This window comes from Borborobacter arsenicus, from assembly GCF_003934165.1.
Lineage (GTDB): Bacteria > Pseudomonadota > Alphaproteobacteria > Rhizobiales > Rhizobiaceae > Pseudaminobacter > Pseudaminobacter arsenicus.
The window spans coordinates 97,933-123,508 of the sequence record NZ_RKST01000008.1; the positions used below are offsets into that span (position 1 = coordinate 97,933).

Genomic DNA, 25,576 nt, shown 5'->3' on the forward strand with positions numbered 1-25,576 from the left:
GGGAACCGGTTTTCCGTCCGGAATTGCGTAAAACAAAGAGTTAGAGCGGCTCTGAGGTTCAAAATATGAACGCTGTACGCCTCAATCGGCGGCAGGCTCCAGTTCCCCGCGAGCCTTGGCGGCCGCAACCTGACGGATGGCATCGGCAAGGGTGGGGGTTTCCTGCGCACCCATCACCGCATATCTGCTCTCCAGCAGGAAGCAGGGTACGCCGGTGATGCCCATGCGCGAAGCGGTGGCGACTTCGTTGGCAACCGCGTCCCGATCCTTGTCGGTTGCCAGAAGAGCCGTCACGACAGGCGCATCCATGCCGGCCTCGCCCGCCGCCTCGATCAGCACCGCATGGTCGCCGACATTTTTACCTTCCTCAAAATAAAGCTGGAACAGCCGCCTTGCGAGCCGGTTCTGCACATCTCCACCGAAGGTGGCAGCCCAGCGGATGACGCGGTGGGCGTCGAGCGTGTTGGGCGAGACCTTGATGGCGTCGAAGTCGAAATCTATGCCTTCTGCGGCGCCGAGCGGCTGAATGCGCGCATGGATTTCGCGCAGCTTTTCATCGCTGCCGAACTTCGCCAGCATATATTCCTTACGGTCCTTACCTTGGGGCGGAATGGTCGGGTCAAGCTGGAAAGGCCGCCAGCGAACCTGCACATCGATCTCGGGTACAGCGGCAAGCGCCTTGTCCAGGCGTCTTTGACCGATGAAGCACCAGGGGCAGACGACATCCGAAACGACATCGACGACGATGGCCTGCTGCTCGTTGCTCATCTGGAAAATCCCTTCGTGCCGGTTACTCGGCCTTGTGCCACCAGGTCGGCAGCTGATAGCCGAATATAGGCGTCTTTGCCGGGTGCGCCAAATCGCTCCAATAGGCCAGAAACTGCTGGGTGTTGTGCTGCATCGGCACAATATAGGCGCCCGAGATCAGCAGCCGATCGAGTGCGCGCACGGCTGCGACGTAAGCTTCCTTGTCGCGCGCGTTGAGCATGGCGTCGATCATCGCATCCACGGCGGGGTCAGCAACGCCGGCCAGATTGAAGGAGCCTTCGGTGTTGGCCGATTCCGAACCCCAGCGGAAAATCAGTTCGATGCCCGGCGAAAGCGTGCCCTGAAATCCGGTCGTGCCGATCAGCACCTCGAAATCGAAACGTTGCTTGCGTGCCTGGATTTGGTCGGCCTCGAGCGCGCGAATGACGACTTCGATGCCGATCTTCTGCAGCGTGCGCTGGTAGAGCGCGGCGAGGCGTTCCTCGCTCTGGGAGGCCGTCAATATCTCGAAGCCGAAAGGCTGGCCGTCCGGACCGATCATGCGGCCGTTCTGCAGGCTATAGCCGGCAGATTTGAGCAGCTCGAATGCAGCCTTGAGAACCTTACGGTCGCGTCCTGAGCCGTCGGTCACCGGAGGCTTGTAGGTGCCGTCCATCACCTCGGGCAGGACTTTTCCGGGGAAGGGCGCAAGCAGCGCCGTTTCCACCGCGCTGGCGGGTTGTCCGAGCGCCGACAGCTCCGAACCCTGCCAATAGCTTGCCGTGCGCTGATATTGACCGGCGAACATATTCTTGTTGGCCCACTCGAAATCATAGAGCATGGCAAGTGCGCGCCGCACCACAGGATCGGAGAATTTGGGCAGCCTTGTATTGAAAAGGAAACCGGTGACCACCGGCGGCAATCCGGTTTCGAAGGTTTCAGCAATCACCTTGCCGCTTTTCAGCGCCGGAAAATCAAAGCTGCGCTCACGCTTGACCGGATCGGCTTCGGCAAAGGTCGAACAGATGCCTTTCTTGAAGGCTTCGAATTGCGCATTGGCGTTGAGAAAATATTCTATCGTGATGCGGTCGAAATTGTCGAAACCGCGCTTTGCCGGAATATTCCTGGCCCAGTAGTCGGGGTTACGCTCGAAGATGATGCGCTGGCCCGGCACCACCTGCGCGACCCGGTACGGCCCGCTGCCGATCAACGGCTTCAGCGTGGTCTGGTCGAAAGTGTCCTTGTCGAACGCATGTTTCGGCAGGATGGGCGTCATGGCAATGATCAGCGGGAATTCGCGATCCGCCTTGTCGTTGAAGGTGAAGCGCACGCTGCGTTCGCCGGTCTTTTCCAGCTTTTCCACGCGCTTCATGCGGTCGCTATAGGGCGGGCGGCCTTTTTCGGTATAGACCTCATAGGTGAAAAGCACGTCCTCGGGCGTGATGGGTTTGCCGTCCGACCATTTCGCATTCGGATCGAGGTGAAATTCGATGCTGCTGCGGTCGGCAGGCATGTCCGCCGTCTTGGCCAGCAGCCCGTAAAGCGAAAAGGCCTCGTCGGCGCTGCGCTGCATCAGCGGCTCGAACACCAGATTGCCGAAGATCGTATCAATCATTCCGCGCGCAGTGGTGCGCAGGCTCTTGATGATGAATGGATTAAGATTGTCGAAGCTGCCGACCACGCAATGGGTGATGTCGCCGCCCTTGGGTGCGTCGGGATTAGCATAGGGAAAGCTCCTGAACCCATCCTGCAGCGCCGGCTCACCCTGCATGGCGATGGCGTGGACCGGCTCGGCCGTCGCCTGGACGGCAACGGCCGGTAGAAAAGCCAGCGCGGCACAGAACGAAAGATACATGCGGCGCATGACGGCTGATCCCAATTCTTGTAATTTCTGCTGATTCGTTTTTGAATCTAACACGGTGGCGCTATTGTGAGCTCCGGTCGGCCGATCGCCAATATTCAGAGGCAACGGGGCTGGATTCGGAAGGTCGTGCGGTGTAACACGCCGGCGAGAGTCATGCTGTTGCCTTATTTTGCCAACAGGTAGCGTGGCCGATAGCTAAGCCGTGCCGGTCTCCGGATCATTTGAGAGGAATAGAGACAAGATGACGAGCCTGAAAACCGACACTGCCCGTCTTTCTGCCCTGGCCGCAGGCGTGGTCGGCCTGCTCGCAGTGGGTATTTCGCCTGCAGCGGCCCAGCAGTCGCCGCAAATCCCGGAAGGCTGGTTCAAGGCCTGTTCCAAGCAGGAAGATGTGGATATCTGCAATGTGCAGAACATCACCACGGCGGGGAACGGCCAGCTCATTACCGGCATCAGCATGATCGAGCTCAAGGGCAAGGTGAACCGCAAGGTGTTCCAGGTCACGGTTCCCACCGGTCGCCTGGTTCCTCCCGGCATCGGGCTGCAGATCGACGGCGGCAAGGCGCAGAAGATCGACTACGTCATCTGCTTCCCGGATCGCTGCGTGGCAGAAGCCCAGCTTTCCGATCAGCTCGTCGCATCCTTCAAGAAGGGTTCGGAATTGACGCTGACCTCGGTGAACTTCCAGAATCAGCCTAACCCGATCAAGGTCTCGCTGAAGGGCTTCACCGGCGCCTATGACGGCCCGCCGCTCCAGCAGTCGGACCTTGAGGACCGCCAGAAGAAGTTGCAGGAATTCGTCAGCAAGAACAACGAAGACTTTGCCAAGAAGCTCAAGGAAGAGCAGGAAAAGGCAAAGGCAGCGAACTGAGTTCACTGTATTTCGGGGACGGGCGGGGTTCTCAACCCCCGCCTTTTCAGTGACTGAATCAGGCTACCAGCAACGAGTAGTTGTGCCGTGCGGCGTTTTTGGCGTTGCGGAACAATCGCCAGCCTGATAACCGCTTGGCGGGCATTACTCATCATATTTCATTAGCTTGCCGCAGCTTGCGGCAAGGCCTCGGTTTGCGCGCTTGACATGGGTCGATAATTTTGGCGCAGTGGTTCGCAAACGAGGGGATCGGCGAAAGATAAGAAAATGGCGGAGCGGTCGCAAAATCTTCAGGACCTTTTCCTGAACTCAGTTCGCAAGAGTAAGAATCCACTTACGATTTTCCTGATCAATGGCGTGAAACTGACAGGCGTCGTAACTTCTTTCGACAATTTCTGTGTGCTGTTGCGCCGCGACGGGCATTCTCAACTCGTCTACAAACACGCGATTTCCACCATCATGCCTAGCCAGCCGGTTCAGATGTTCGATGGCGAGGAAAACGGCTAGGACATCTGATTGGCCAAAAACAACCGGCAAGCGGACGAGGGCGCCCCAGCTGGCAGTGATACCAGTGCGGTCGTCATCGTGCCGGTGCTTTCACGCCCGCAGCGCGGCGAGGATGATTCGGGGCGTCCGCGCCTGACCCGCTCGCCGCAGGCGCGGCTCGATGAGGCTGTGGGGCTGGCCTGCGCCATCGATCTTGATCCCGTCCACACGTCCATTGTTCCCGTCGGCGAACCACGCCCGGCAACGCTGCTTGGCAGCGGCAAGGTCGAGGAACTGGCGCAGGTCGTGCATGACACCGGAGCCGAACTGGTCATCGTCGACCACCCGCTGACACCGGTGCAGCAGCGTAATCTGGAAAAGGCCGCAAACGCCAAGGTGCTGGACCGTACCGGGCTGATCCTGGAGATTTTCGGCCGGCGCGCCCGCACAAGGGAAGGAACCTTGCAGGTCGACCTCGCCCATTTGAACTATCAGAAGGGGCGGCTGGTCCGCAGTTGGACCCACCTTGAACGTCAACGCGGTGGCGCAGGCTTCCTGGGTGGTCCGGGCGAAACCCAGATCGAGGCCGACCGTCGCGCGTTGCAGGACAAGATCGTCAAGCTGAAGCGCGAGCTGGAAACAGTGCGCCGCACGCGCGACCTGCACCGTGCCAAGCGCAAGAAGGTGCCGTTCCCGGTGGTCGCCATTGTCGGCTACACCAATGCCGGCAAATCCACCCTGTTCAACCGGCTGACCGGGGCAGGGGTTCTTGCCGAGGATATGCTGTTTGCCACGCTCGACCCCACTCTCAGGCGGGTACGCCTGCCGCATGGCACGTCTGTCATCCTGTCGGATACGGTCGGGTTCATTTCAGATCTGCCGACCCATTTGATCGCGGCTTTCCGTGCCACGCTGGAAGAAGTCGTCGAAGCCGACCTGATCATCCATCTGCGCGATATCTCCGACCCTGACACCACCGCCCAGGCCGAAGATGTAGAACAGATTCTGCTCGATCTTGGCGTCGATCCCGCAGACAAGACGCGCATCATCGAGGTGTGGAACAAGATCGACCTGCTGGACGATGCCAATCGCGAGCACCTTCTCGGTGGCGGTTCCGCCAGCAGGCACGCTTCGCCAGTCGCGATCTCGGCGGCAACCGGAGAAGGGATCGATACACTTGCAGCACTGATCGAGGAACGGCTTTCCGGCGCGTTGGAGGAGATCACCGTTACGCTGGAGCCCAGTCAACTTGGCCTAATCGATTGGCTCTACCGCAACGGTGATGTGACCGGACGCTTGAATAATGAGACTGGCAGCGTAACCGTCACATTGAACGCAACAACGGCAGCGCGAGAGGAGATTGAAAGCAGATTACATCGCGATAACAAGCGATAGCGCCTGTTACTTCATTCTTTTTGCCTGCTGCCAGAGCACTTCCATTTCCTCGAGGGAGGCGTTCTCCAGGCTCGATCCGGCTTCAGTCAGTGCTTGTTCAACATAGTGGAAGCGGGATCGAAACTTTTCGTTGGTGCCGGCAAGCGCGGCTTCCGCATCGAGCTTGAGATGGCGGCCGAAATTCACCAGAGCAAACAGGACGTCGCCGAATTCGTCCTTCATCGAGCTTTCGTCGGCATTCGCCATGGCCTCTCGAAGTTCGGTAATTTCCTCCTCGATCTTGTCGAGTATGGGTCCGGCAGAGCCCCAGTCGAAACCGACACGGGCTGCCTTTTCCTGTAGTTTCAAGGCGCGGGTGAGCGTAGGAAGGGCGAGGGGAATTCCATCGAGAAACCCGCTGCCGTGATCTTCTGCCGCGAGGCCTCGGGCTAGGCGTGCCTTGCGTTTTTCGGCCTTTTCCTCGGCCTTGATGGCCTCCCACATGCCCTTGGCCATGCCAGCGCTACGTGCCTTTTCATCGCCGAAGACATGCGGATGGCGGCGGATCATCTTAGTGGTAATCGCCTCCACGACGTCGGCGAATGAGAATTCTCCGGCTTCCTCGGCCATGCGGGCGTGATAGACGACCTGGAGCAGGAGATCGCCGAGTTCGAGGCGCAGATCATCAAGGTCACCACGCGCGATAGCGTCGGCGACCTCATAGGCTTCCTCGATCGTATAGGGCGCAATGGTCTCGAAATTCTGTTCGACATCCCACGGACAGCCGGTTTCGGGCGCGCGCAAAGCGGCCATGATCTCGATAAGGCGCGAAATATCACGGGATGGGTGCATGATCCGATGCTAAACGTCCGCAAGCTCTCACGCACCATAGAACGGCGGCGCTGTGTGCTTGTCCACAGGAAGGCATTGACCAAACTTGCACCATCGCAAGGTCAAAATCAGCCACGATAGGGTGCCTGCCGCACCGCCTTGTAAAGGCGCTGCATTCCGGTGAGCGTCCCAGCCAGCAATACGCCCAAGAGACCGCCGCCAATCTTGGTAAACAGGTCGAACAGATGTCCATGGCGCCCAGGTATGATCAGTTGCAGGCTCTCGAGCACGATTGCGGCTGCCACGACCATCAGCGCTATGAGCCAAAGGCGTCGGGGATAGGCGGCGGCAAACAGAAAGCCGCAAACAGCGAATGCGGCAAGACGCTCGAAGGTCGGGCCGGCGGTGGTCTCCGGCCGCAACACCATCGGGCCAAGCGTGGCCACGGCAATGGCAAGCAGGCTCAACCAGGCGATGATCTTCAGAAAGGTCCTGAGCAACTGAATGGATTTCCGTTGAGGCGGTGGTTGGTGCCACAGTCTAGATTGTCGGAATTGATGCGGTCAGCGGGCATCACGGATTGGTCGGCAGCTTAGCCGGTTTGACCGTGACTGCCTAGCGCTGTCGAAATCGACCGTAGTGGAGGTTGATAGGGGTGCCCGGCAATAGGTAAAAGTCGCATAAGATATATTATGGAACTAATGCAGAGAGCGGTAGGTGTAGATATTGACTTGCCAATGGCGTTGGCTTGAAAGTTGGCGGCTGCGCGGGTTCGATCGCTGTTTGCCTTTCAATTCAGCTACTTCGATGGCGATGCTAACGCCAACGGTCACCTGGCAGATCTTTGCTTGGCGGCTGGCCTGCGTGCCTTGACGCGCATGAAAAAAGGCGCCCGGAGGCGCCTTTCGTGATCTGCTCGATTAAGGAGGCAAATTCGCAATCTACTGCGGAAGCTTGTCGTCCACGCCCTTCACATAGAAGTTCAGTCCGAGCAGAGTCCCATTATCGGCCACTTCGCCAGGCTTTAGCCATTCGGTACCGTCCTGCTTGGTGATCGGACCCGTATAAGGATTGAACTCGCCGGATTTGATCTTTGCCTCGGTTTCCTCGGCAAGCTTCTTCACATCGTCGGGCATGTTGGTGTACGGCGCCATGACGACGTTGCCTTCCTTCATGCCGTCCCAGACGTCGTGCTGCTCCCATGTTCCATCGATGACGGCCTTGACGCGCTTCACATAATACGGACCCCAATCGTCCACGATCGCCGTAAGCTGCGTCTGCGGGCCGAATTTGATCATGTCGGTCGCTTGGCCGAATGCCTTGATGCCGCGTTCGGTGGCAACCTGCATCGGTGCAGTCGAATCCGTGTGCTGGGTGATGATGTCGACACCCTGGTCAATCAGCGCCTTGGCGGCGTCCGCTTCCTTGCCGGCATCGAACCAGGTGTTGGCCCAGACCACCTTGACCTTGAAATCCGGATTGACCGTCTGCGCGCCGAGCATGAAGGCATTGATGCCGAGCACCACTTCCGGGATCGGGAACGAAGCGATGTAGCCGGCAACGCCTGTCTTCGACATCTTGGCGGCAATCACGCCCTGAACGTAGCGGCCCTCATGGAACTTCGAATTGTAGGTCGCGACATTCGGATGCTCGCGCTTGTAGCCGGTCGCATGCTCGAATTTCACTTCAGGGAACTTGCCGGCGACCTTGTTGGTGGCGTCCATGAAGCCGAAGGACGTGGTGAAGATGATGTTGCAGCCGGAACGGGCGAAGCGCTCGATCGCGCGCTCGGCGTCAGCGCCTTCAGGCACGCTTTCCAAATAGGCCGTCTCGACCTGGTCACCCAATTCCTTTTGAACTTCCAGCAGGCCCTGATGGTGCTGATAGGAATAGCCGAAATCACCGATCGGACCGACATAGATCCAGCAGGCCTTGACCTTGGCTTCCGCCGACATCGTTCCGAGCGACAGCGCGGCCGCCGCCACGGCAAGCGACAGAATGGTTTTCTTCATTGACGTGATCCTTTTCCCTGAGTTGCCGGCATACTTCCGCGCATTTTCGTAGTCTTTTGTTTTGACCATGAATTTTCCCCCTTATCAATTCCCTTATCGATCCGGCACGAACGGCCGCCCCAGAGAAGCCGGTGTGTTCACCATGGTCATTCGCCGGTTGCGCGAGATTAGAACAAGCACGACTACCGTTGCCAGATAGGGCAGCGAAGAAAGTAGCTGTGAGGGCACCCCTATCCCCAGGGCCTGTGCGTGGAGCTGACCGATGGTGACTGCGCCGAACAGATATGCGCCGGCAAGAACCCGCCAGGGCCGCCATGAGGCGAAAACGACCAGCGCCAGCGCGATCCAGCCACGTCCGGCAGTCATGTTTTCCACCCATTGCGGCGTGTAGACAAGTGACAGATAGGCTCCGGCAAGCCCGGCGCAGGCGCCGCCGAACATCACCGCCAGATAACGGATCAGGATCACGTTGATGCCGAGCGCATGGGCCGAACCGTGATTGTCGCCGACTGAGCGTAGCGTCAGCCCTACCCGTGAACGGAACAGGAACCAGGCAACGCCGGCCGTCAGCAGAATGGACAGGTAGAACACCGGATCCTGTCCAAAAATGAGCCGGCCGATAAGCGGTATGTCGGATAGAAACGGTATGTCGATATTGGTCAGCTTGACCCCGGGCAGGCCGACGAAGCTCTCGCCCAACATGCCCGACAGCCCAAGGCCGAGTAGTGTCAGCGCCAGGCCGGTCGCGACCTGATTGGTGACCAGCGTCAGCGTCAGGAAAGCAAAGAGCAGCGAAAACAGTGCCCCGACAGCTATAGCGGCGAAGATGCCAAGCCAGGGCGATCCGGTGGTAAGGGCAACGCCGAATCCTGTCACCGCGCCCATCACCATCATGCCTTCGACGCCGAGATTGAGCACCCCGGCACGCTCGGATACCAATTCACCGACCGCAGCAATCAGCAGCGGCGTCGCCGCCGTTGCGATCGTCATCAGGACCGCTTCAAGCATTCCCATGCGAAACCTCCGCCTTGTGCGCAGTCGAGCCAACGAACCGGACGCGATAATGGATTAGCGTGTCGCAGCCCAGCACGAAGAACAGCAGCATGCCCTGGAAGGCACGCACGACCTTATCCGAGACGCCAATCGAGATTTGTGCCGCCTCCCCGCCAAGATAGGACAGGGCCAACACCAGCCCTGCTGCGATGATGCCGAGCGGATTGAGGCGGCCCAGAAAGGCCACGATGATGGCGGCAAAGCCATAGCCGGGCGAAATGGTCGGCCGAAGCTGGCCGATCGCGCCTGAAACTTCCGAAATGCCGGCAAGGCCTGCGAGCCCGCCGGAGACCAGGAAGGCGAAAATGACCATGCGGGAGGCAGAAAAGCCGCCGAAGCGCCCTGCCCGTGGGCTCTGGCCAAGCACCTTGACCTCGAAGCCCTTCAGCATGCGCGAGAGCATGAACCAGGCCACTAAGGCCGCAACCAGCGCGAACACGAAGCCCCAGTTGGCGCGGCCCATCGATGGCCAGATTTCAGGCAGGATCGCATATTGATGGAAATTGCGTGTTTCAGGAAAGTTCATGCCCTGCGGGTTGCGCCAGGGCCCGCGCACCAGCCAATCCAGGAACAACTGGGCGACATAGACCAGCATCAGGCTGGTCAGGATTTCATTGGTGTTGAACCGGGTCTTCAGCAATGCCGGGATGAACCCGTAGGCGGCTCCGCCGATGACACCCATGATGAGCATCAGAGGCAGGATTATCCAGGACTGGAGATCCGGATACATGACTGGGAGGATCGAGCCGGTGATGGCGCCGATGATGAACTGTCCCTCCGCTCCGATGTTCCAGTTGTTGGACAGGAAGCAGATCGACAGGCCCACCGCAATCAGGATCAACGGGGCTGCCTTGATCGCAAGCTCATGCAGCGACCACATCTCGCGCAGCGGGTCGACGAAGTAGTAGTACAGCGCATCGAGCGGGTTCTTGCCCAGCAGTGAAAACATGATCGCGCCGGCGATCAGCGTCAGTGCGAGCGCGATGAATGGTGAAAGCGCGCTGTAAAGCGCCGATTGCTGCGGGCGCTTGACCAGTTCGATGCGCATCAGGCAACCTCCGCTTCTGTGACCTCGACATGGCCGGGCTCGGCGCCGCCCATCAGCAGGCCGATCTTTTCCAGTGTTGCCTCGGCAATCGGAATGGGTTTGGACAATTCGCCATTGTGCATGACCGCGATCAGGTCCGAGATTTCGAACAGCTCGTCCAGGTCCTGGCTGATGACGAGAACCGCCGACCCTTTGCGCGCAAGTTCGATCAGCGCCTGGCGGATATGTGCTGCGGCACCGGCATCGACCCCCCAGGTCGGCTGATTGACAACCATCACTGCCGGCTGGCGGTCGAGTTCGCGCCCGATGATGAATTTCTGCAGATTCCCGCCCGAAAGTGCTGCTGCTTCGGGATCAGGCCCGCTCTTGCGCACATCCATCGCCTGTATGATGCGCTGTGAGGCGGCGGCAATTGCCTTGTCGCGCACGATGCCGCCAGCCCCGAGAAATGCCTTCGCATCCGTGGCATGGCGTGAAAGCAACAGGTTTTCAGAAAGCCTCATTCTTGGCGCGGCGCCATGGCCAAGCCGCTCTTCCGGCACGAAGGCCGCGCCCAGTTTGCGGCGACCGGTGATCGACAGCCGGGTGGCATCCTTGTCGCGTATGCGCACGGTATTGGCATCGGCCTGCAGGACCTCGCCCGAAACGGCCTCGAAGAACTCGCCCTGCCCGTTGCCGGCAACGCCTGCGATGCCGATGATCTCCCCTGCGCGAACATTGAGACTGATGTTGTGAAGCGGGATCGAAAACGGCGTGGCTGGCTTGCGCGACAGGCTGCGCACCTCAAGCAGTGTGCGTGCCTTGTCCATGCCTTCGGCCGGCTCGCGCACGACAGTCAGCACTTCGCTGCCGACCATCATGCGGGCAAGTGACGACGCGGTCTCGTTGCGCGGGGTGCAGTGGCCGACGACCTTGCCATGGCGCAACACGGTGGCGGCGTCACATATGCGTTTGACCTCTTCCAGCCGGTGCGAAATGTAGAGGATCGACTTGCCTTCCAGGCGCAGCCGCTCCAGCGTTTCGAAAAGCTTGTCGGCTTCCTGCGGCGTCAACACCGAGGTCGGTTCGTCGAGAATGATCAGATCGGGCGTCTGCAGCAGGCAGCGTATGATCTCGATGCGCTGGCGCTCGCCGACCGACAGATCTCCAACCAGTGAGTAAGGATCGAGTGGCAGGCCGTAGCTGAAGGAAAGGGCCTTGGCCTTGGCGGCAATGGTGGCGATCGGCGTGTTGTCGTCCAGTGAAAGGGCGATGTTCTCCGCAGCGGTCAGTGCATCGAACAAGGAGAAGTGCTGGAACACCATGCCGATGCCCAGTTTGCGCGCCATATGCGGATTGGAAATCCGCACCGGCTCGCCGTTCCAGCGGATTTCGCCGGAGTTCGGCTCCAAAGAGCCGAACAGCATCTTGACCAAAGTGGATTTCCCGGCGCCGTTCTCGCCAAGCAGGGCGTGAATCTGGCCCTTGCCGACAGTCAGGTCGATGTTGTCGCAAGCCTTGAGCGTGCCGAAGATCTTAGTCAGGCCGCGTACCTCAAGCAGGTTTGCGGCTTCAGCGCTGTGATTGTCGCTCACAGTTCCTCCCAGTCCGGTTCGGACGTGTTCTGTGCTCCCGAAATCATCGTAGGCGCGCTGTGTTCAGAACGCAAAGCGGCCCGTGATTTGAAAGAGCTTCAAGAAATTCAGCGAAAACTCAAGGAATAAGAACGGTCGTGCCTGTCGTGCGACGTGCTTCCAGATCGGCATGCGCTTGCGCCGCGTCCTTGAGTGCGTAACGCTGGTTTATCCTGATGGCAACGTTCCCGTCAGCTACCACGCCGAACAGCGCTTTTGCTGAAGCTTCAAGCTCTTGTCGGGTAGAGATATAGTTGAACAATGTCGGCCGTGTCGCGAATAACGAGCCCTTTTGCGACAGCAGCGCCATGTTGAACGGCGGGATCGGCCCGGATGATTGGCCGAAGCTTACGAACATGCCGCGGGGCCTCAGGCATTCGAGAGAGCCAGGGAACGTGTCCTTGCCGACGGAATCATAAACCACGTCGCAAAGCCTGCCGCCGGTCAGTTCCCGGACTTCGGCGACGAAATCCTTTTCCCGATAGTTGATGACATGGTCGAAACCATGCGCCCGCGCCAACTCCACCTTGTCGGCTGAGCCGGCGGTGCCGATCGTGGTGGCGCCCAGATGTTTTGCCCATTGTCCGAGGATGAGGCCGACCCCGCCTGCAGCCGCATGGTAGAGAATGGTGTCGCCGGGCTTCACCGGGAAAGTGCGGCGCAGCAGATATTCGGCCGTCATGCCCTTGAGCATCATGGCCGCCGCCTGCTCGTCGCTGACGCCTTCCGGTATCTTCACCAGCCTTTCAGCAGGGATGATGCGCTCTTCGCAATAAGCTCCGAGCGGGGTGGTATAGGCGATGCGATCGCCTTTTTTCAGCCAATCCACCCCCTCGCCCGTTTCGACCACGACGCCGGCGGCCTCACCGCCGGGGATAAGCGGCAGACCGGCAGGCGCCGGATAAAGGCCGCTGCGAAAATAAGTGTCGAGAAAATTGAGCCCGATCGCCGTATGGCGAACCAGCACCTGACCGGCCTGCGGATGGCCCACTTCGACATCATCAAAACTCAGGGCCTCCGGTCCCCCATGGCTGTGGACGCGAATTGCTTTCGACATGATCAGACCTTCCTGGCGCCGAGATTGGGGAACAACTGCATGATGCCGCCGATGAAGAAAAGATAGACACCGGTTACGGCAATACCAATCTTGACGATGTCTGCTGCCTGCATCGATTGCACGAGGGCAACGGTTCCGAACGCGCACCAGAGGAAAAACACCGTCAGATTGACGGGGCGCAGGCGAATGACCCGCACCGGATGAAGAAAATGCATCGGCACGAAGGTCATCAGCGCGGCAATGACCACGACGGCGAAGGAAACCCATTCGACCGGCTCGATCACGAATAGCGTGAAGACGAGCATGTTCCAGACGACGGGGAATCCCTTGAAGAAATTCTCCTTCGTCTTCATGCCGGTGTCTGCGTAGTAGATCGCGCTGGAAACCACGATGAGTGCCGCCGACAGGAACGACAGCCCCTCGCCCATGAAACCGCGCTGGTAAAGCGCGAATGCCGGGATCAGCACATAGGTGACATAGTCGATGATGTTGTCGAGAAGTTCGCCCGACCAGGTCGGCAAGACGTCCTTGACTTCCAGCTTGCGCGCAATCGGCCCATCGATGCCATCCACGAAGAGCGCCAGGCCCAGCCACCAGAACATGGCCGTCCAACGCTCTTCGCTTGCAGCCACCAGCGACAGGAACGCCAGGAATGAGCCGGATGCGGTAAGGAGATGGACGGAAAAGGCTTTCGCCTGCGGCCAGGTGACTTTCTTGTGTTTCACGGGCCGCGCCATTTCAACTCGCCTATGCCGCTGGCCAGCGCAGACGATCTCCGCTTCCGCGACCTGCCATTTTCGGCCATCGAATGCCCTCTCTCCAGTCGGTTCGACCTTACAAGGACAAAACCTTGAAAGGAAGCCGTATGGCATGAGCGCGCCGTGCCAGGCAAAGCCGCCGCCTTTGTTTTTCAACAGCTTTCATGGCCTGGGGCTGACTGAGGCGGGTTTGAGCCGATTAGCCGCGTTGCCCGGCTGCGGGGTGGCGGCCTATATGGATGCTGGCCTTTCTCTTCGCTCGGCCATGCAACGCCATGAGGACTATCGTGTCGGACCGAACCGCAACCGCCAATATCATTGTCGCCGGCACCGGCCCTGCGGGGTTGATCTGCAGTCTGGCGCTGGCGCATGCCGGTTTTCACGTTGACCTGATCGGGCCTGCTGTCAACACGAATGACCGCCGCACCACCGCGCTGATGGCGCCGGCGCTGAAGTTCCTCGCCGAACTGGGGATTCTGGAGGCAATCGAATCCAAGGCGGCGGCGCTGCGCGTGATGCGGATTGTCGATGCCACGAGCCGGCTCATCCGAAGCCCGGTCGTGACTTTTCATGCCAGCGAGATCGGCGAGCCGTTTTTTGGCCTGAACATACCCAACAGCGAGTTGAACGCTTGCCTGGGTCAGGCGGTCGCCGCCGATCCCAAAATCACGCGGCACCTGTCGCTGGTCAAACAGTGGAAACAGGAACCCGGCCGGATCATCGCCTTGTTACCGGATGTCGCGGAGCTTTCGGCGGCTCTGGCCGTTGCCGCCGATGGCCGCAACTCCCCTGCCCGCGCTGCTGCCGGCATTTCCACCACCACCCGGAATTTCCCCCAGGCCGCGCTTGTTTTTTCCTTCGCCCATGCCCGGCCGCATGGCTTTATCTCGACGGAGTTCCATACCGAGACCGGTCCGTTTACGCAGGTGCCGCTTCCCGGCAACAGGTCGAGCCTTGTTTGGGTCGTGAAACCCGAAACAGCCAATGAGCTTGCAGCGCTTGACGATGCGGAACTGTCGCTGCGCGTCGAGCAGCGGATGCAGTCCATGCTTGGCCGCGTCAGTGTCGAGCCGGGGCGGCAGATCTACCCGCTATCAGCTACCCTGCCGGCGCGGTTTGCCCAAAATCGGATCGCCCTCATAGGTGAATCCGCCCACGTCTTCCCACCGATCGGTGCCCAAGGCTTAAATCTTGGAATTAGAGATATTCAACAACTTGTTGGGATTGCATCTATTTACCGATCTGACCCAGGGCTGGAAGCAGCCCTTGCCGCCTATGATGCCAAACGCGGGCCGGACATTCTGGCGCGCACGGGTGCAGTCAATCTGCTCAACCGGTCGCTTTTGTCCAACATGCTGCCGGCGCAAATGGCGCGCAGTGCGGGCCTTGGCATTCTCGGCAGTTTTGCGCCGCTGCGAGCGTTGTTCATGCGCGAGGGGTTGCGGCCGGGCAGCGGCCTCTCCTCGCTTGCATCCTCGTTACGGGAACAGATCCGGCGGTAGCATGCCGCTGGTGATCATGTAGAGCAACCCCGTCACCGTGACGACGGAAATACATGTCGTCAAAAGCACGCTGGCGGATGCGCGCTCCACCCACACGCCATATTGCTGGGCAATGACGAAGACGTTGGTCGCAGTCGGCAATGCAGCCAGCAAGACTGCCGAAAATATCCAGACTTCGGAAAAATTGCCGATCCAGCTCAACACCACATAGCACAGCAGCGGATGGACGATCAGCTTCAGCGCGGCAATCGGCGCCATTTCGGTCGGCACGCGCTTGAGCGGCCGCAGCGCCAGCGTGACACCCATGGCAAACAGCGCGCAGGGAGCAGCAGCCTGCGACAGATATTCGAGCAGGCGTTCCACCGGCAAAGGCGGCCGGAACTGCAGGAACGCGGCGGCAACGCCGAAAGCTGTGGCAATGATGAAGGGATGCAGCAGGATCTTGCGCGCGACGCCGAACGCAAGCTTAAGCGGCGGCGTCTTTTCACCGCCTGAGAGCGCCATCATCAGCGGGGCGATGGCAAAATGCATGACGTTTTCGAAACAGAAAATCAGCGCCACCGGCACCGCCGCCTCCTCGCCGAAAGCCAGCAGCGCCAGGCCGGGACCCATATAGCCGATATTTCCATATGCCGCGGCCAGCCCCTTGATCGTCGATTGCGCGATCTCGCCGCGCGACAGCAGCACGGAGCCCGCAAACATCAGCGAAAACACGATGTAGGTTGAGAGCACCGAGCCGAAAATATAGCTTCCTTCGGTCAGCTTCTCGATCGGCGTCTTGGCAAGCAATTGGAAGAACAGTGCTGGCAACGCCACATAGATGATGAAGATATTCATCCAGCCCAGAGCTTCGAGCGGTTCGCGCCTCAACCGCGCCACGACGAAGCCCGTAAAGATCAGTCCGAAAAAAGGCAGGACCAGCCCGATGACATCCGACATTTTTGCCTGTTTATCCGTGCGTCGTGCTGGATGCGCGGCGCTGTAACGTGCCGCGCGTCAAACCGTCAACCCGCACAGGGATTGAATTGCCGGGAAAGCTGCGCCAAATAGCTTTTAGGGGCGTAAACAGCGTGATGGAAATGAAGACAGCAAAATTTTCGATCGGCCAGGTGGTGCGGCACCGCTTGTTCCCGTTTCGGGGCGTGATCTTCGATGTCGATCCGCAATTCAGTAACACCGAAGAATGGTATGAGGCGATCCCCGCCGATGTCCGCCCGGACAGGGACCAGCCCTTCTACCATCTGCTCGCCGAAAACGACGAGACCGAATACATCGCCTATGTTTCGGAGCAGAACCTGCTTGCCGACCAGTCAGGCGAGCCGGTGCGGCATCCCCAGTTGCGTGAATTGTTCAACCGCACCACCGATGGCCGCTACGAGCCCAAGGGGCACGCGCGCCACTGAGGCGCCGATCGGCGACCGTCGCAGCCTCCAACCGGCTCAGAAGAATTCCAGACTGACCCGGAACATCTGTTCGACGTCCTTGACCGCATCGGCGAGCGCGAAAATCACCACCCGATCCTTTGGCTTGATCGTCAGGGCACCGCTTGGCCTGATCACCGTGCCTTCGCGATAGACCGCGCCCACCCGCATGCCGTCGGGCAGGTCGAGGTCGCGTAGATAGCTGCCGACCAGAGGTGAGGTTTCCAGCGCTTCGGCTTCGATGATCTCGGCGGCCCCGCGCATCACGCTGTGAACGGCGCGGATGCGCCCGCGGCGCACATGCTGCAGCACCCTCGATGTCGTGACCGAGCCAGGATTGACGTAAGCGTCGATGCCGACCGACTTGGTCAGGTCCTGATAGGACGGATTGTTGATCAGAACCAGGTTTGCCTTGCAGCCCAGGCGCTTGGCCATGACACCGGAGAGGATATTGACCTGATCGTTGTTGGTCAGCGCCACCATCAGGTCGGCGTCCTGGATATCGGCTTCGTGCAGCAGCTTCTGATCAAGCGCGCTGCCATTGAGTACGACGGTGCGGCGCAATTGGTCGGCAACGAGGACGGCGCGTTCCCGGTTGGATTCGATGATCTTGATCTTGGTGCGGCTTTGCCGCTGCTCGATGGCCTCAGCGACATAGAGGCCGATATTACCACCGCCGGCAATCACGATTCGGGTCGCTTCCTGCTCGTCATGCCCGAACAAAGTGAGCGTACGGCGGACCTGATCCTTGGTGGTGACCACATAGGCCATGTCGCCCGGTTCGAGTTGGTCTTCCGAATGCGGAATGAACAGCTTCTCGTCGCGCACGATTCCCACGACGGTTGAAGGCAGGTCGGGAAAAAGCTCGCTCAATTGCGAAAGCTGCGTGTGGACGACGGGGCATTCTTCGAGGCATTCGATCGCAACCATGGCGATCTTGTCCTCGGCAAAACGCACGACATCGGTTGCACCCGGCAGGGCGATGCGGCGCAGGACCATTTCGCCGACTTCCTTCTCGGGCGAAATGATGACGTCGATCGGCAGGTGCTCGCGTGCAAACAGGTTCTGGTAATGCGGCTGCAGATAGGATTGTGCGCGGATGCGGGCAATCTTCATCGGCACATTGAACAAAGCGTGCGCGACCTCGCAGGCGACGATGTTGACCTCGTCGAAAAGCGTTACCGCGATGATCATGTCGGCATTCTGCGCGCCGGCCGCCTCGAGCACGTCTGGATGTGCGCCATGGCCGACAAAGCCGCGCACATCCAGCGCATCGCGCACCGCATGGATGAGCGCCGGCGAGGTGTCGATCACCGAAACATCGTTCTTTTCGGCGGCCAGGCGCTCGGCAATGCCGTAGCCCACCTGCCCCGCGCCACAAATGATTACTCGCATTCAGAAACCCCAGCCGGGCAGGATATGAGGCACTTCAGACTCCGAGCGACTTGAGTTTACGATGGAGAGCCGAGCGTTCCATACCAATGAACTCGGCCGTACGCGAGATATTCCCGCCGAAACGGTTGATCTGCGCGATCAGATACTCCTTTTCGAACATTTCGCGCGCTTCGCGCAGCGGCAGCGCCATAATGTGCTGGTCCGACTGGTTGGGCGTGCGCGGCATCACGTCGCCGATCTCCGAGGGCAGCAAATCCGCCGTGATCGGTGCATCCACATCGTCGCCGCGCGCCAGGATCATCAGCCGCTCGATATTGTTGCGGAGCTGGCGCACATTGCCGGGCCAGTTATGGGCTTGCAGCACGGCCATCGCGTCGTCACCGATGCGGCGCGGCTTGATGCCGGCCTGCCGCGCCACCTGTTTCATGAAGCCATCGACCAGATAGGGAATGTCTTCACGCCGCTCGGCCAGGCCTGGAACCATGACCGGCACCACCGCCAGGCGATGGTAAAGATCCTCGCGAAAACGCCCTTCCGCGATCATGGCCTCGAGGTTCTGGGCGGTGGACGAGATGATGCGTACATCCACCTTCACCCGCTTGGTCCCCCCTACCCGCTCGAACTGCTGCTCGACAAGCACGCGCAGGATCTTGCTTTGGGTCTCGCGCGGCATGTCAGCCACTTCATCCAGATAGAGGATGCCGCGATGCGCTTCTTCCAGCGCGCCTACCTTGCGTTCGCCGCCGTTGGATTCGGTGCCGAACAGTTCGATTTCCATGCGCTCAGGCGTGATGGTCGCAGCGTTGACCGAGACGAACGGGCCGGTCTTGCGCGCCGACAGCGCATGGATGGCGCGCGCGACTTGCTCTTTGCCCGAGCCGGACGGCCCGATGATCATGATGCGGCTGTTAGTCGGCGCAACGCGTTCGATCGTCTGGCGCAACTGGCTCATGGCCGACGACATGCCGATCAGTTCGAAGCTTTCGCCTGACCGCATTTTCAGGTCCGACACTTCGCGCTTGAGCTTCGAAGTTTCCAATGCGCGTTCGGCAATCAGGATCAGCCGGTCAGCCTTGAAGGGCTTTTCAATGAAGTCATAGGCCCCGCGCCTTATCGCCGACACGGCCGTTTCGATATTGCCGTGGCCGGAAATCATGACGACCGGCAGATTGGGATGCATCACCTTGATCTGGTCAAGCAATGCCAACCCATCCAGGCGTGAGCCCTGCAACCAGATATCAAGGAACACGAGGCGCGGCACGCGGTCGGCAATAGTTGCCAAAGCGCTGTCTGCATCGTGTGCGGTGCGTGTTTCATGACCCTCGTCGCTCAGGATGCCGGCGACAAGTTCGCGGATATCTTCTTCGTCATCGACGATAAGGATGTCAGACGCCATTATCGACCTTTTCAGTTACTCTTTCATTCTCGACGGGTTTTGCGTCGGCGTCCGTTGCCTTGGCCGCCGGCAAAATCACCGTCACCATCGCGCCCCGCCCCTCGTGGAAATCGGCAGGAGCATCGTGAAGCTCCAGCCTTCCGCCATGGTCTTCCACAATCTTCTTGACGATGGCGAGGCCAAGGCCGGTGCCTTTTTCCCGCGTCGTCATATATGGCTCGAGCAGCCGCTGCCGGTTTTCGTGCGGCAGACCCTTGCCATTATCGATCACATCCACCCTGAAGACGTTGTCCTGGCGTTCGGCCTTGATACGGATGACGCCCGGCTCATCACTGTCGCGGTCGGTAGACTCGATCGCTTCGGCCGCGTTTTTCATGATATTGCCGAAGGCTTGCGACAGCAGACGGCTATCGAAAGTACCCTTGAGCGGTTCACTGCCGAAATCGCGCTCGAAGGTGATGTCGGATCGGCTGACTTCGATCAGGAACGAGGCTTCGCGAAGCGCATCGCGCAGGTCAATCGTCTTCATCTCCGGCTTCGGCATGCGTGCAAAGGCCGAGAATTCGTCGACCATGCGACCGATATCCTCGACCTGCCGGATGATCGTGTCCGTGCACTGATCGAAGACTTCGCGATCCTCGGTGATCACCTTGCCGTAGCGGCGTCTGATCCGCTCCGCCGAAAGCTGGATCGGCGTCAGCGGGTTCTTGATCTCGTGGGCGATGCGACGAGCCACATCCGCCCAAGCGGAGGTGCGCTGCGCCTGCACCAGGTCGGTGATGTCGTCCACCGTCACGACATAGGATTTTTCCTCGTCCGCATTGTCGCCCTCCTCGATCGTCACCTGCACATTGAAGGTACGTTCGGCCCCTGCCCGGTAGAAGGTGACCTGCTCGCGATAGCCGGGCCGCCCGGAACTGCGGCAAATCTCGAAGGCGCGCCCGACATGCGGCAAAAGCACCGAGAGATTCTGGCCGACCGACGCTTCCGCCGAGATTGCCAGCATCGTTTCGGCTGAGCGGTTGACGATGGTGATGGTACCGAATGGATCGACCCCGATTACGCCTGCGGTGACACCGGAAAGCACCGCTTCGGAGAAACGCCGTCTTTCGTCGATGAGGTCCTTTGCCTTCAGGATCTCATTGCGCTGTGATTTCAGTTCCAGCAGCATCTTGTTGAACGTATCGCCGAGCGAGGCCACGTCTCCGTCGGACTGGCGCACCGGTACTGACACGTCGAGATTGCCGGTCGCCACCTCGTCAGCAGCGCCGATCAATTGTCGGATCGGCCGCACCAGGCGGTCGGCAACGGCGATGCCGGTCCAGATCGCCGACAGTACCACGATCAGCGTCAGTGACAGATAAGGCAGCGCAATCGCCACTTGCGAGGTACGCCGGTTGGCCTCCAGCCCGCGATATTCGGCAGTGTTAGCCCGCACGATTTCGCGCGCCTTGATGACTTCGGGATCGACCAGCCGGATAGTGTAGAGATAGAGCCCTTCGATCTCGCGCAGCTTGACGATCGCGCCGACGATGTTGCGGGTGCGCGGCTCAATCAGCACCACCTTGCCGTCGGTCGCCTCGCTGGCGGCTCCGGCCGGCGCCTCCGGCATGGCGAAGTCCGAAGGCGTCTGCGCCGTCATGACGAAAGAGCCGTCTGCCCGGATCAGCGCCGCATGCGCGAGCGCCCGTCCGACGGCCTGCTGGCTCATGAAATTGCGAAAGCCGGTGCGATCAAGCCCGTAAAGCGTGCGGGCATTGTCCAGGTCATAGGCCATGGACAGCGTCGTGCCCTGCAAATTGCGGGCATTTTCCTGGACATAGGCGTCGGCAATCGACAGCGACGAGTTGATGATCGTCTTGGTGCGGATCTCAAACCAGCGGTCGAGCCCGATATCGAGGGTGATGGATGCGATGATCGCCACGATGATAGCCGGAATGGCTGCCATTAGCGCAAACATGGTGACGATGCGCACATGCAGGCGCGACGCCGCCTTGCCGCGCCGCCTGGCGCTGAGGATCCGGTGCACTTCCCGGGCAATAAGCGCCATCAGGAACAGGATGAAGCCCGCATTCACCCCGATCAGCGCCAGCGTGATCGTCTCGTTCGGGGTCAGCGGTGTCGCACCGACCAGGATGGCGAATGACACGGCGGCGGTCAGCAATGCACCGACCACGGCGACTACTCCCGGCAGCGCCAGAAGTCGGCGGCCGTCGGTCCTCGTTCGGTCGAGAAACAGCGGTTGAGCGGTTGTTGGTATCTGACTAGCCATGCCGTTGCTTGCGGAACTGCGAATGCGTTGAATCAATGCAACACATTGTGGCGATTATGCAACAAAGCCGCTACCTGTGGAAAGATTTGCCGGTGGTTTCCCCGCGAATGGCTGGGGACAAGTTCAGCCCGGTTTGGCGGCCCGATAGACGTTGACACCGAGTTCGCGGATCTTCTTGCGCAGTGTGTTGCGGTTGAGGCCGAGCAGTTCAGCCGCCTTGATCTGGTTGCCACGGGTTGCCGTCATCGAAGCCAGCACCAGCGGAAATTCGACTTCTGCCAGAATGCGCTGATAAAGGCCTGCTGGCGGCAGATCACCAGCAAATGACGCGAAATAGTTCTGCAGATAGTGCTCGACGGCCTGACCGATGGATAGATCGCCCGGAATCGCGTCTCCGGCAGACGAGGCGGGCCGCTCGGGTGGAGATAATTCCGACTCGATAACCTGGGCTGAAATCTCGTCCTGAGCGTAAAGTGCTGCCAGGCGGCGAACCAGATTCTCCAATTCACGGACGTTGCCAGGCCATTGATAGCGCTTCATCAGTTCCAGCCCGGCGACTGAAATGCGCTTGGCTTGCAGACCCTCGCTTTCGCCCTGCTTGAAGAAATGCCGCACCAGATCGGCAATATCCTCGGAGCGTTCACGCAATGGCGGCAGCCTGACCGGAACGACATTGAGGCGATAGAACAGATCTTCGCGGAACAGTCCCTGGTTGATCAGGGTGCGCAAATCCTTGTTGGTCGCCGCCACGATGCGTACGTCGGTGCGGATCGGCGTGCGCCCGCCGACCGTGGTGTATTCGCCCTGCTGCAACACGCGCAGCAGGCGCGTCTGCGCCTCCATCGGCATGTCGCCGATCTCGTCGAGAAACAGCGTGCCGCCTTCGGCCTGTTCGAAGCGACCCGAGGAGCGATTCTGCGCTCCGGTGAAGGCGCCGCGCTCATGGCCGAAAAGCTCCGATTCGATCAGGTCGCGCGGAATGGCCGCCATATTAATCGCCACGAAGGGGCCGTTGCGGCGGCGGCCATATTCATGCAGCGCCCGCGCAACCAGTTCCTTGCCGGTGCCCGATTCGCCAGAAATCATCACGGTCAGGTCCGTCTGCATCATACGGGCCAGCATGCGGTATATGTCCTGCATGGCCGGCGAGCGGCCAATCAGCGGCATGGCGTCCGTCGGCTCGTCCGGCTGCGGCTCGATCCTGGGCCGCCGCGGTTCGGACAGTGCCCTCTTGACGATGTTCAGAAGCTCGGTGAGATCGAAGGGCTTGGGCAGATACTCGTAGGCGCCGGCTTCGGATGCGCGGATTGCGGTCATGAAGGTGTTTTGCGCGCTCATGACGATGACCGGCAATTCCGGTCGGGCCTTCTTGATGCGCGGCAGCATGTCGAAGGCGTTTTCGTCGGGCATCACCACATCGGTAATGACCAGATCGCCTTCTCCTGCTGCCACCCAGCGCCATAGTGTTGCGGCGTTGGAGGTCACGCGCACTTCATATCCGGCACGCGACAGCGCCTGGTTCAGGACGGTACGGATGGCCGCGTCGTCATCCGCCACCAGAATATTGCCGGGCAGGTTCATGATGAATGGCCTCCGGTCGATTCCTCCTTCCAGGCAGGCATCAACACGCGAAAAGTGGTGCTGCGCGCTGTCGCTTCACATTCGACGATCCCGCCATGTTCGCCCACGATCTTGGCCACCAGGGCCAGGCCAAGGCCCGTACCGTTCGGCTTGGTGGTGATGAATGGGTCGAACAGGATCGGCAGGATATCGTCGGAGACGCCTGAGCCGTTGTCGTGAACGCAAAACTCCAGCGGCAGCGAGACGCGATCCTGCGAGCCGGGCACCGAAACCCGCATGCCGGGTCGGAACGCAGTCGACAGGGTGATTTCTCCGGCCGGATCGGCACCGATTGCTTCCGCTGCGTTCTTCACCAGGTTGAGAAACACCTGAACGAGGTGATCCCGATTGGCAAGAACCGGAGGAAGTGATGGATCATAATCCTCCAGTATATTGATTTTCCGTGCAAAACCGTTCTTCGCAATGGCTTTTACGTGATCCAGCACGACATGGATGTTGACGGGGTAGCGGTCGATGGGGCGCTCATCCGAAAACACCTCCATCCGGTCCACCAGAGAGACGATCCGGTCGGTTTCGTCGGTAATGAGGCGCGTCAGCGCCCGATCCTCGTCGGATACGGCGGTTTCGAGGAGCTGGGCCGCCCCGCGAATACCCGAAAGCGGATTCTTGATCTCATGGGCAAGCATGGCGGCAAGCCCTGTCACCGATCGAGCAGCCCCGCGATGCGTCATTTGCCTGTCGATCTTGTCGGCCATCGAGCGTTCCTGGAACATGACGACGACAGAGCCGGGCAGTTCCGGCACCGGCGCGACATAGATGTCGACGATCTTTTCGATGCCGAGACGTGGTGAGGAAATATCGACCCGATATTCGTTGACCGGGGCAAGGCGCTCCCGAACCTGTTCGACCAGTGTCAGGAGCGGGCTGCCGAACGGCACGAAACGCTCCAGCGTGGCGCGGGAGAGCATCGCGGCGCTGGACCGGAAGAAGTCCTCCGCATCGGCATTGGCATAGGTGATCAGATCGTCTGCGCCGATCATGATGACAGGCCGCCGGATCGTATTGAGGACGATGCGTGCGGCATCGCCGTCCTTTAGCGCGGATATGGAGGCCGTCATGCGGCAGTCCTTGCCGGAATGCCGTCTGTGCCGGCGAAGGCCTGCCACAGAAGGTCGACAACCTTGGAGGGCTCAAAACTCGTCAGGATTTGCGAACGCATGTCAGGCGGCGCATCCGCCGCGTGGCGCTCAAGATACCAGCCGAGATGTTTTCTCGCCTGCCGCAGTCCGCTTTCGGCGCCGTAAAGCGACAGCATGTCTTCATAGTGGGCGATGACATAGTCGGCAAAGGCTGCGGGGCTCTGCGGCGCGTCGACAGTGATGCAGGCTGCCTTGGCTGCGATCGCCCCTGCAGTCCACGGCGCGCCATAGTTCGAGCGCCCGACCATCACCGCATCCGCACCCGATTGCGACAGGATTGCAGCGGCATCCCGCGGTGTCGTGATGTCGCCATTGGCTACGACCGGGATGGACACGGCTTCCTTAACGCGGGCAATGGCGCGCCAATCCGCCCTGCCCTTGTAGAACTGGCAGCGCGTGCGGCCGTGAACGGTCACCATTTTCACCCCGACCTGTTCGGCACGCCGAGCAAGCGTCGGCGCATTGAGCGCACTTTCGTCCCAACCGAGTCGCATCTTCACTGTCACCGGTACATCGACCGCGCCGACAACGGCTTCGATCAGCGACAGCGCATGGTCGAGATCGCGCATCAGTGCCGAACCGGCATAGCCTCCAGTCACCTTCTTGGCCGGGCAGCCCATATTGATATCGATGATGTCGGCGCCCTCACCTACCGCGATCCGCGCGCCCTCGGCCATATGGGTGGCCTCGCGGCCGGCAAGCTGGACCATATGCACCGGAAGACCGGAATGGCGGATTCGCATGCCCGATGTGACGTGGCCTTTGGCAAGCTCGCCGCTGGCAACCATTTCGGATACGACCAGGCCCGCGCCGTGATGGTAGGCACGCTTTCTGAAAGGCTCATCGGTGACGCCCGACATCGGGGCCAGGAAGACGCGGTTGCGGATTTCGATATTGCCGATGGTCAGCGGTTTGGCCAAGTCTGCGAAGTCAATCATGCATAATTACCGGGCAGCGCTTACTGTTGCATAATATCTAGCCAAATCCCTGCTATTGTGCAATGCAAAATGCTGGTGACTGTGGTTTGACCACGCTTACGGCTTTTCGTCGGCGACCAGAGTCCTTATCTTGGCGCGGAACGATTTCGCCGCATATG

The 25,576-nt window shown here is 60.1% G+C and carries 22 protein-coding genes; 5 read left to right on the plus strand and 17 right to left on the minus strand.

All coding sequences use genetic code 11. From position 1 onward, the window contains the following. Window positions 1–81: 81 nt before the first annotated feature. Both EET67_RS14055 and EET67_RS14060 read right to left on the minus strand, forming a co-directional pair. Window positions 82–768: a DsbA family oxidoreductase gene (locus EET67_RS14055; RefSeq protein WP_128626814.1), complete on the minus strand. Its 687-nt coding sequence runs from the start codon at window positions 766–768 to the stop codon at window positions 82–84. Between the two features lie 22 nt (window positions 769–790). After that, window positions 791–2,602, minus strand: a complete 1,812-nt coding sequence (locus EET67_RS14060) for an extracellular solute-binding protein (RefSeq protein WP_425359526.1) — start codon at window positions 2,600–2,602, stop codon at window positions 791–793. Window positions 2,603–2,852: 250 nt separating this feature from the next. On the opposite strand from EET67_RS14060, the gene EET67_RS14065 reads away from it, so the two are divergent. The 3 genes from EET67_RS14065 (at window position 2,853) to hflX (ending at window position 5,363) form a co-directional block, all read left to right on the plus strand. Further along, on the plus strand, window positions 2,853–3,482 hold the full coding sequence (locus tag EET67_RS14065) for an invasion associated locus B family protein (RefSeq protein WP_128626816.1): 630 nt from the start codon (window positions 2,853–2,855) through the stop codon (window positions 3,480–3,482). 267 nt (window positions 3,483–3,749) lie between these two features. Beyond that, the gene (gene hfq, locus EET67_RS14070; RefSeq protein ID WP_128626817.1) at window positions 3,750–3,989 is read left to right on the plus strand and encodes an RNA chaperone Hfq; all 240 of its coding nucleotides are present in this window, start codon (window positions 3,750–3,752) and stop codon (window positions 3,987–3,989) included. 9 nt (window positions 3,990–3,998) lie between these two features. Next, a complete protein-coding gene (gene hflX / locus EET67_RS14075) occupies window positions 3,999–5,363 on the plus strand; it encodes a GTPase HflX (RefSeq protein WP_128626818.1) in 1,365 nt (454 codons plus the stop codon). Window positions 5,364–5,369: 6 nt separating this feature from the next. Here the strand turns inward: hflX and mazG are convergent, their stop codons facing one another. The 8 genes from mazG to pcsA all read right to left on the minus strand — a co-directional run bounded on the left by mazG (window position 5,370) and on the right by pcsA (window position 13,693). Beyond that, window positions 5,370–6,194, minus strand: coding sequence for a nucleoside triphosphate pyrophosphohydrolase (gene mazG, locus EET67_RS14080; RefSeq protein WP_128626819.1), 825 nt, complete (start codon window positions 6,192–6,194; stop codon window positions 5,370–5,372). A gap of 107 nt (window positions 6,195–6,301) precedes the next feature. Further along, a complete protein-coding gene (locus EET67_RS14085; RefSeq protein ID WP_483458291.1) occupies window positions 6,302–6,712 on the minus strand; it encodes a VanZ family protein in 411 nt (136 codons plus the stop codon). A 402-nt stretch (window positions 6,713–7,114) separates the two neighbouring features. Further along, window positions 7,115–8,185 carry a BMP family ABC transporter substrate-binding protein gene (locus tag EET67_RS14090; RefSeq protein ID WP_128626820.1) on the minus strand — a complete coding sequence of 357 codons (1,071 nt, stop codon included), beginning with the start codon at window positions 8,183–8,185 and terminating at the stop codon, window positions 7,115–7,117. Window positions 8,186–8,278: 93 nt separating this feature from the next. Further along, window positions 8,279–9,193: an ABC transporter permease gene (locus EET67_RS14095; RefSeq protein WP_128626963.1), complete on the minus strand. Its 915-nt coding sequence runs from the start codon at window positions 9,191–9,193 to the stop codon at window positions 8,279–8,281. After that, complete coding sequence (locus EET67_RS14100) at window positions 9,186–10,286, minus strand: ABC transporter permease (RefSeq protein WP_128626821.1); 1,101 nt, start codon at window positions 10,284–10,286, stop codon at window positions 9,186–9,188. Before EET67_RS14100 ends, EET67_RS14095 begins: the two co-directional genes overlap by 8 nt. Then, window positions 10,286–11,872, minus strand: coding sequence for an ABC transporter ATP-binding protein (locus EET67_RS14105; RefSeq protein WP_425359527.1), 1,587 nt, complete (start codon window positions 11,870–11,872; stop codon window positions 10,286–10,288). The genes EET67_RS14100 and EET67_RS14105 overlap by 1 nt, the downstream gene beginning before the upstream one ends. Before the next feature lie 106 nt (window positions 11,873–11,978). Next, a complete protein-coding gene (locus EET67_RS14110) occupies window positions 11,979–12,956 on the minus strand; it encodes a quinone oxidoreductase family protein (protein ID WP_128626823.1) in 978 nt (325 codons plus the stop codon). Between the two features lie 2 nt (window positions 12,957–12,958). Continuing rightward, window positions 12,959–13,693 (minus strand): phosphatidylcholine synthase, encoded by a 735-nt coding sequence (gene pcsA, locus EET67_RS14115; RefSeq protein WP_128626824.1) that lies wholly within the window; start codon window positions 13,691–13,693, stop codon window positions 12,959–12,961. A gap of 308 nt (window positions 13,694–14,001) precedes the next feature. Here pcsA and EET67_RS14120 point away from each other — a divergent pair, with 308 nt between their 5' ends. Then, window positions 14,002–15,216, plus strand: coding sequence for a UbiH/UbiF family hydroxylase (locus tag EET67_RS14120; RefSeq protein ID WP_245450926.1), 1,215 nt, complete (start codon window positions 14,002–14,004; stop codon window positions 15,214–15,216). Here EET67_RS14120 and EET67_RS14125 read toward each other — a convergent pair. Beyond that, window positions 15,193–16,155 carry an AEC family transporter gene (locus EET67_RS14125; protein ID WP_128626826.1) on the minus strand — a complete coding sequence of 321 codons (963 nt, stop codon included), beginning with the start codon at window positions 16,153–16,155 and terminating at the stop codon, window positions 15,193–15,195. The genes EET67_RS14120 and EET67_RS14125 overlap by 24 nt on opposite strands. 140 nt (window positions 16,156–16,295) lie before the next feature. On the opposite strand from EET67_RS14125, the gene hspQ reads away from it, so the two are divergent. Continuing rightward, on the plus strand, window positions 16,296–16,619 hold the full coding sequence (hspQ, locus tag EET67_RS14130; RefSeq protein WP_128626827.1) for a heat shock protein HspQ: 324 nt from the start codon (window positions 16,296–16,298) through the stop codon (window positions 16,617–16,619). Between the two features lie 36 nt (window positions 16,620–16,655). On the opposite strand, the gene trkA is transcribed toward hspQ, so the two are convergent. The 6 genes from trkA to dusB all read right to left on the minus strand — a co-directional run bounded on the left by trkA (window position 16,656) and on the right by dusB (window position 25,418). Then, window positions 16,656–18,032 carry a Trk system potassium transporter TrkA gene (gene trkA / locus EET67_RS14135; RefSeq protein ID WP_128626828.1) on the minus strand — a complete coding sequence of 459 codons (1,377 nt, stop codon included), beginning with the start codon at window positions 18,030–18,032 and terminating at the stop codon, window positions 16,656–16,658. Window positions 18,033–18,066: 34 nt separating this feature from the next. Then, window positions 18,067–19,428: a nitrogen assimilation response regulator NtrX gene (gene ntrX, locus EET67_RS14140; protein ID WP_128626829.1), complete on the minus strand. Its 1,362-nt coding sequence runs from the start codon at window positions 19,426–19,428 to the stop codon at window positions 18,067–18,069. Further along, window positions 19,418–21,700: a sensor histidine kinase NtrY-like gene (locus tag EET67_RS14145; protein ID WP_128626830.1), complete on the minus strand. Its 2,283-nt coding sequence runs from the start codon at window positions 21,698–21,700 to the stop codon at window positions 19,418–19,420. Before EET67_RS14145 ends, ntrX begins: the two co-directional genes overlap by 11 nt. Window positions 21,701–21,823: 123 nt before the next feature. Next, a complete protein-coding gene (gene ntrC / locus EET67_RS14150) occupies window positions 21,824–23,281 on the minus strand; it encodes a nitrogen regulation protein NR(I) (protein ID WP_128626831.1) in 1,458 nt (485 codons plus the stop codon). Beyond that, complete coding sequence (locus EET67_RS14155; RefSeq protein WP_128626832.1) at window positions 23,278–24,399, minus strand: two-component system sensor histidine kinase NtrB; 1,122 nt, start codon at window positions 24,397–24,399, stop codon at window positions 23,278–23,280. Before EET67_RS14155 ends, ntrC begins: the two co-directional genes overlap by 4 nt. Then, entirely contained in the window at window positions 24,396–25,418 is a 1,023-nt protein-coding gene (gene dusB, locus EET67_RS14160) for a tRNA dihydrouridine synthase DusB (RefSeq protein WP_128626833.1), read from the minus strand. The genes EET67_RS14155 and dusB overlap by 4 nt, the downstream gene beginning before the upstream one ends. Window positions 25,419–25,576 lie beyond the last annotated feature (158 nt).

Bases quoted from the DNA above. Each gene is read 5' to 3' on its own strand.
- EET67_RS14055 (WP_128626814.1), bottom strand. From the start codon at position 768: ATGAGCAACGAGCAGCAGGCCATCGTCGTCGATGTCGTTTCGGATGTC.
- EET67_RS14060 (WP_425359526.1), bottom strand. From the start codon at position 2,602: ATGTATCTTTCGTTCTGTGCCGCGCTGGCTTTTCTACCGGCCGTTGCC.
- EET67_RS14065 (WP_128626816.1), top strand. From the start codon at position 2,853: ATGACGAGCCTGAAAACCGACACTGCCCGTCTTTCTGCCCTGGCCGCA.
- hfq (WP_128626817.1), top strand. From the start codon at position 3,750: ATGGCGGAGCGGTCGCAAAATCTTCAGGACCTTTTCCTGAACTCAGTT.
- mazG (WP_128626819.1), bottom strand. From the start codon at position 6,194: ATGCACCCATCCCGTGATATTTCGCGCCTTATCGAGATCATGGCCGCT.
- EET67_RS14090 (WP_128626820.1), bottom strand. From the start codon at position 8,185: ATGAAGAAAACCATTCTGTCGCTTGCCGTGGCGGCGGCCGCGCTGTCG.
- EET67_RS14095 (WP_128626963.1), bottom strand. From the start codon at position 9,193: ATGCTTGAAGCGGTCCTGATGACGATCGCAACGGCGGCGACGCCGCTG.
- EET67_RS14100 (WP_128626821.1), bottom strand. From the start codon at position 10,286: ATGCGCATCGAACTGGTCAAGCGCCCGCAGCAATCGGCGCTTTACAGC.
- EET67_RS14110 (WP_128626823.1), bottom strand. From the start codon at position 12,956: ATGTCGAAAGCAATTCGCGTCCACAGCCATGGGGGACCGGAGGCCCTG.
- pcsA (WP_128626824.1), bottom strand. From the start codon at position 13,693: ATGGCGCGGCCCGTGAAACACAAGAAAGTCACCTGGCCGCAGGCGAAA.
- EET67_RS14125 (WP_128626826.1), bottom strand. From the start codon at position 16,155: ATGTCGGATGTCATCGGGCTGGTCCTGCCTTTTTTCGGACTGATCTTT.
- hspQ (WP_128626827.1), top strand. From the start codon at position 16,296: ATGAAGACAGCAAAATTTTCGATCGGCCAGGTGGTGCGGCACCGCTTG.
- trkA (WP_128626828.1), bottom strand. From the start codon at position 18,032: ATGCGAGTAATCATTTGTGGCGCGGGGCAGGTGGGCTACGGCATTGCC.
- ntrX (WP_128626829.1), bottom strand. From the start codon at position 19,428: ATGGCGTCTGACATCCTTATCGTCGATGACGAAGAAGATATCCGCGAA.
- EET67_RS14145 (WP_128626830.1), bottom strand. From the start codon at position 21,700: ATGGCTAGTCAGATACCAACAACCGCTCAACCGCTGTTTCTCGACCGA.
- ntrC (WP_128626831.1), bottom strand. From the start codon at position 23,281: ATGAACCTGCCCGGCAATATTCTGGTGGCGGATGACGACGCGGCCATC.
- EET67_RS14155 (WP_128626832.1), bottom strand. From the start codon at position 24,399: ATGACGGCCTCCATATCCGCGCTAAAGGACGGCGATGCCGCACGCATC.
- dusB (WP_128626833.1), bottom strand. From the start codon at position 25,418: ATGATTGACTTCGCAGACTTGGCCAAACCGCTGACCATCGGCAATATC.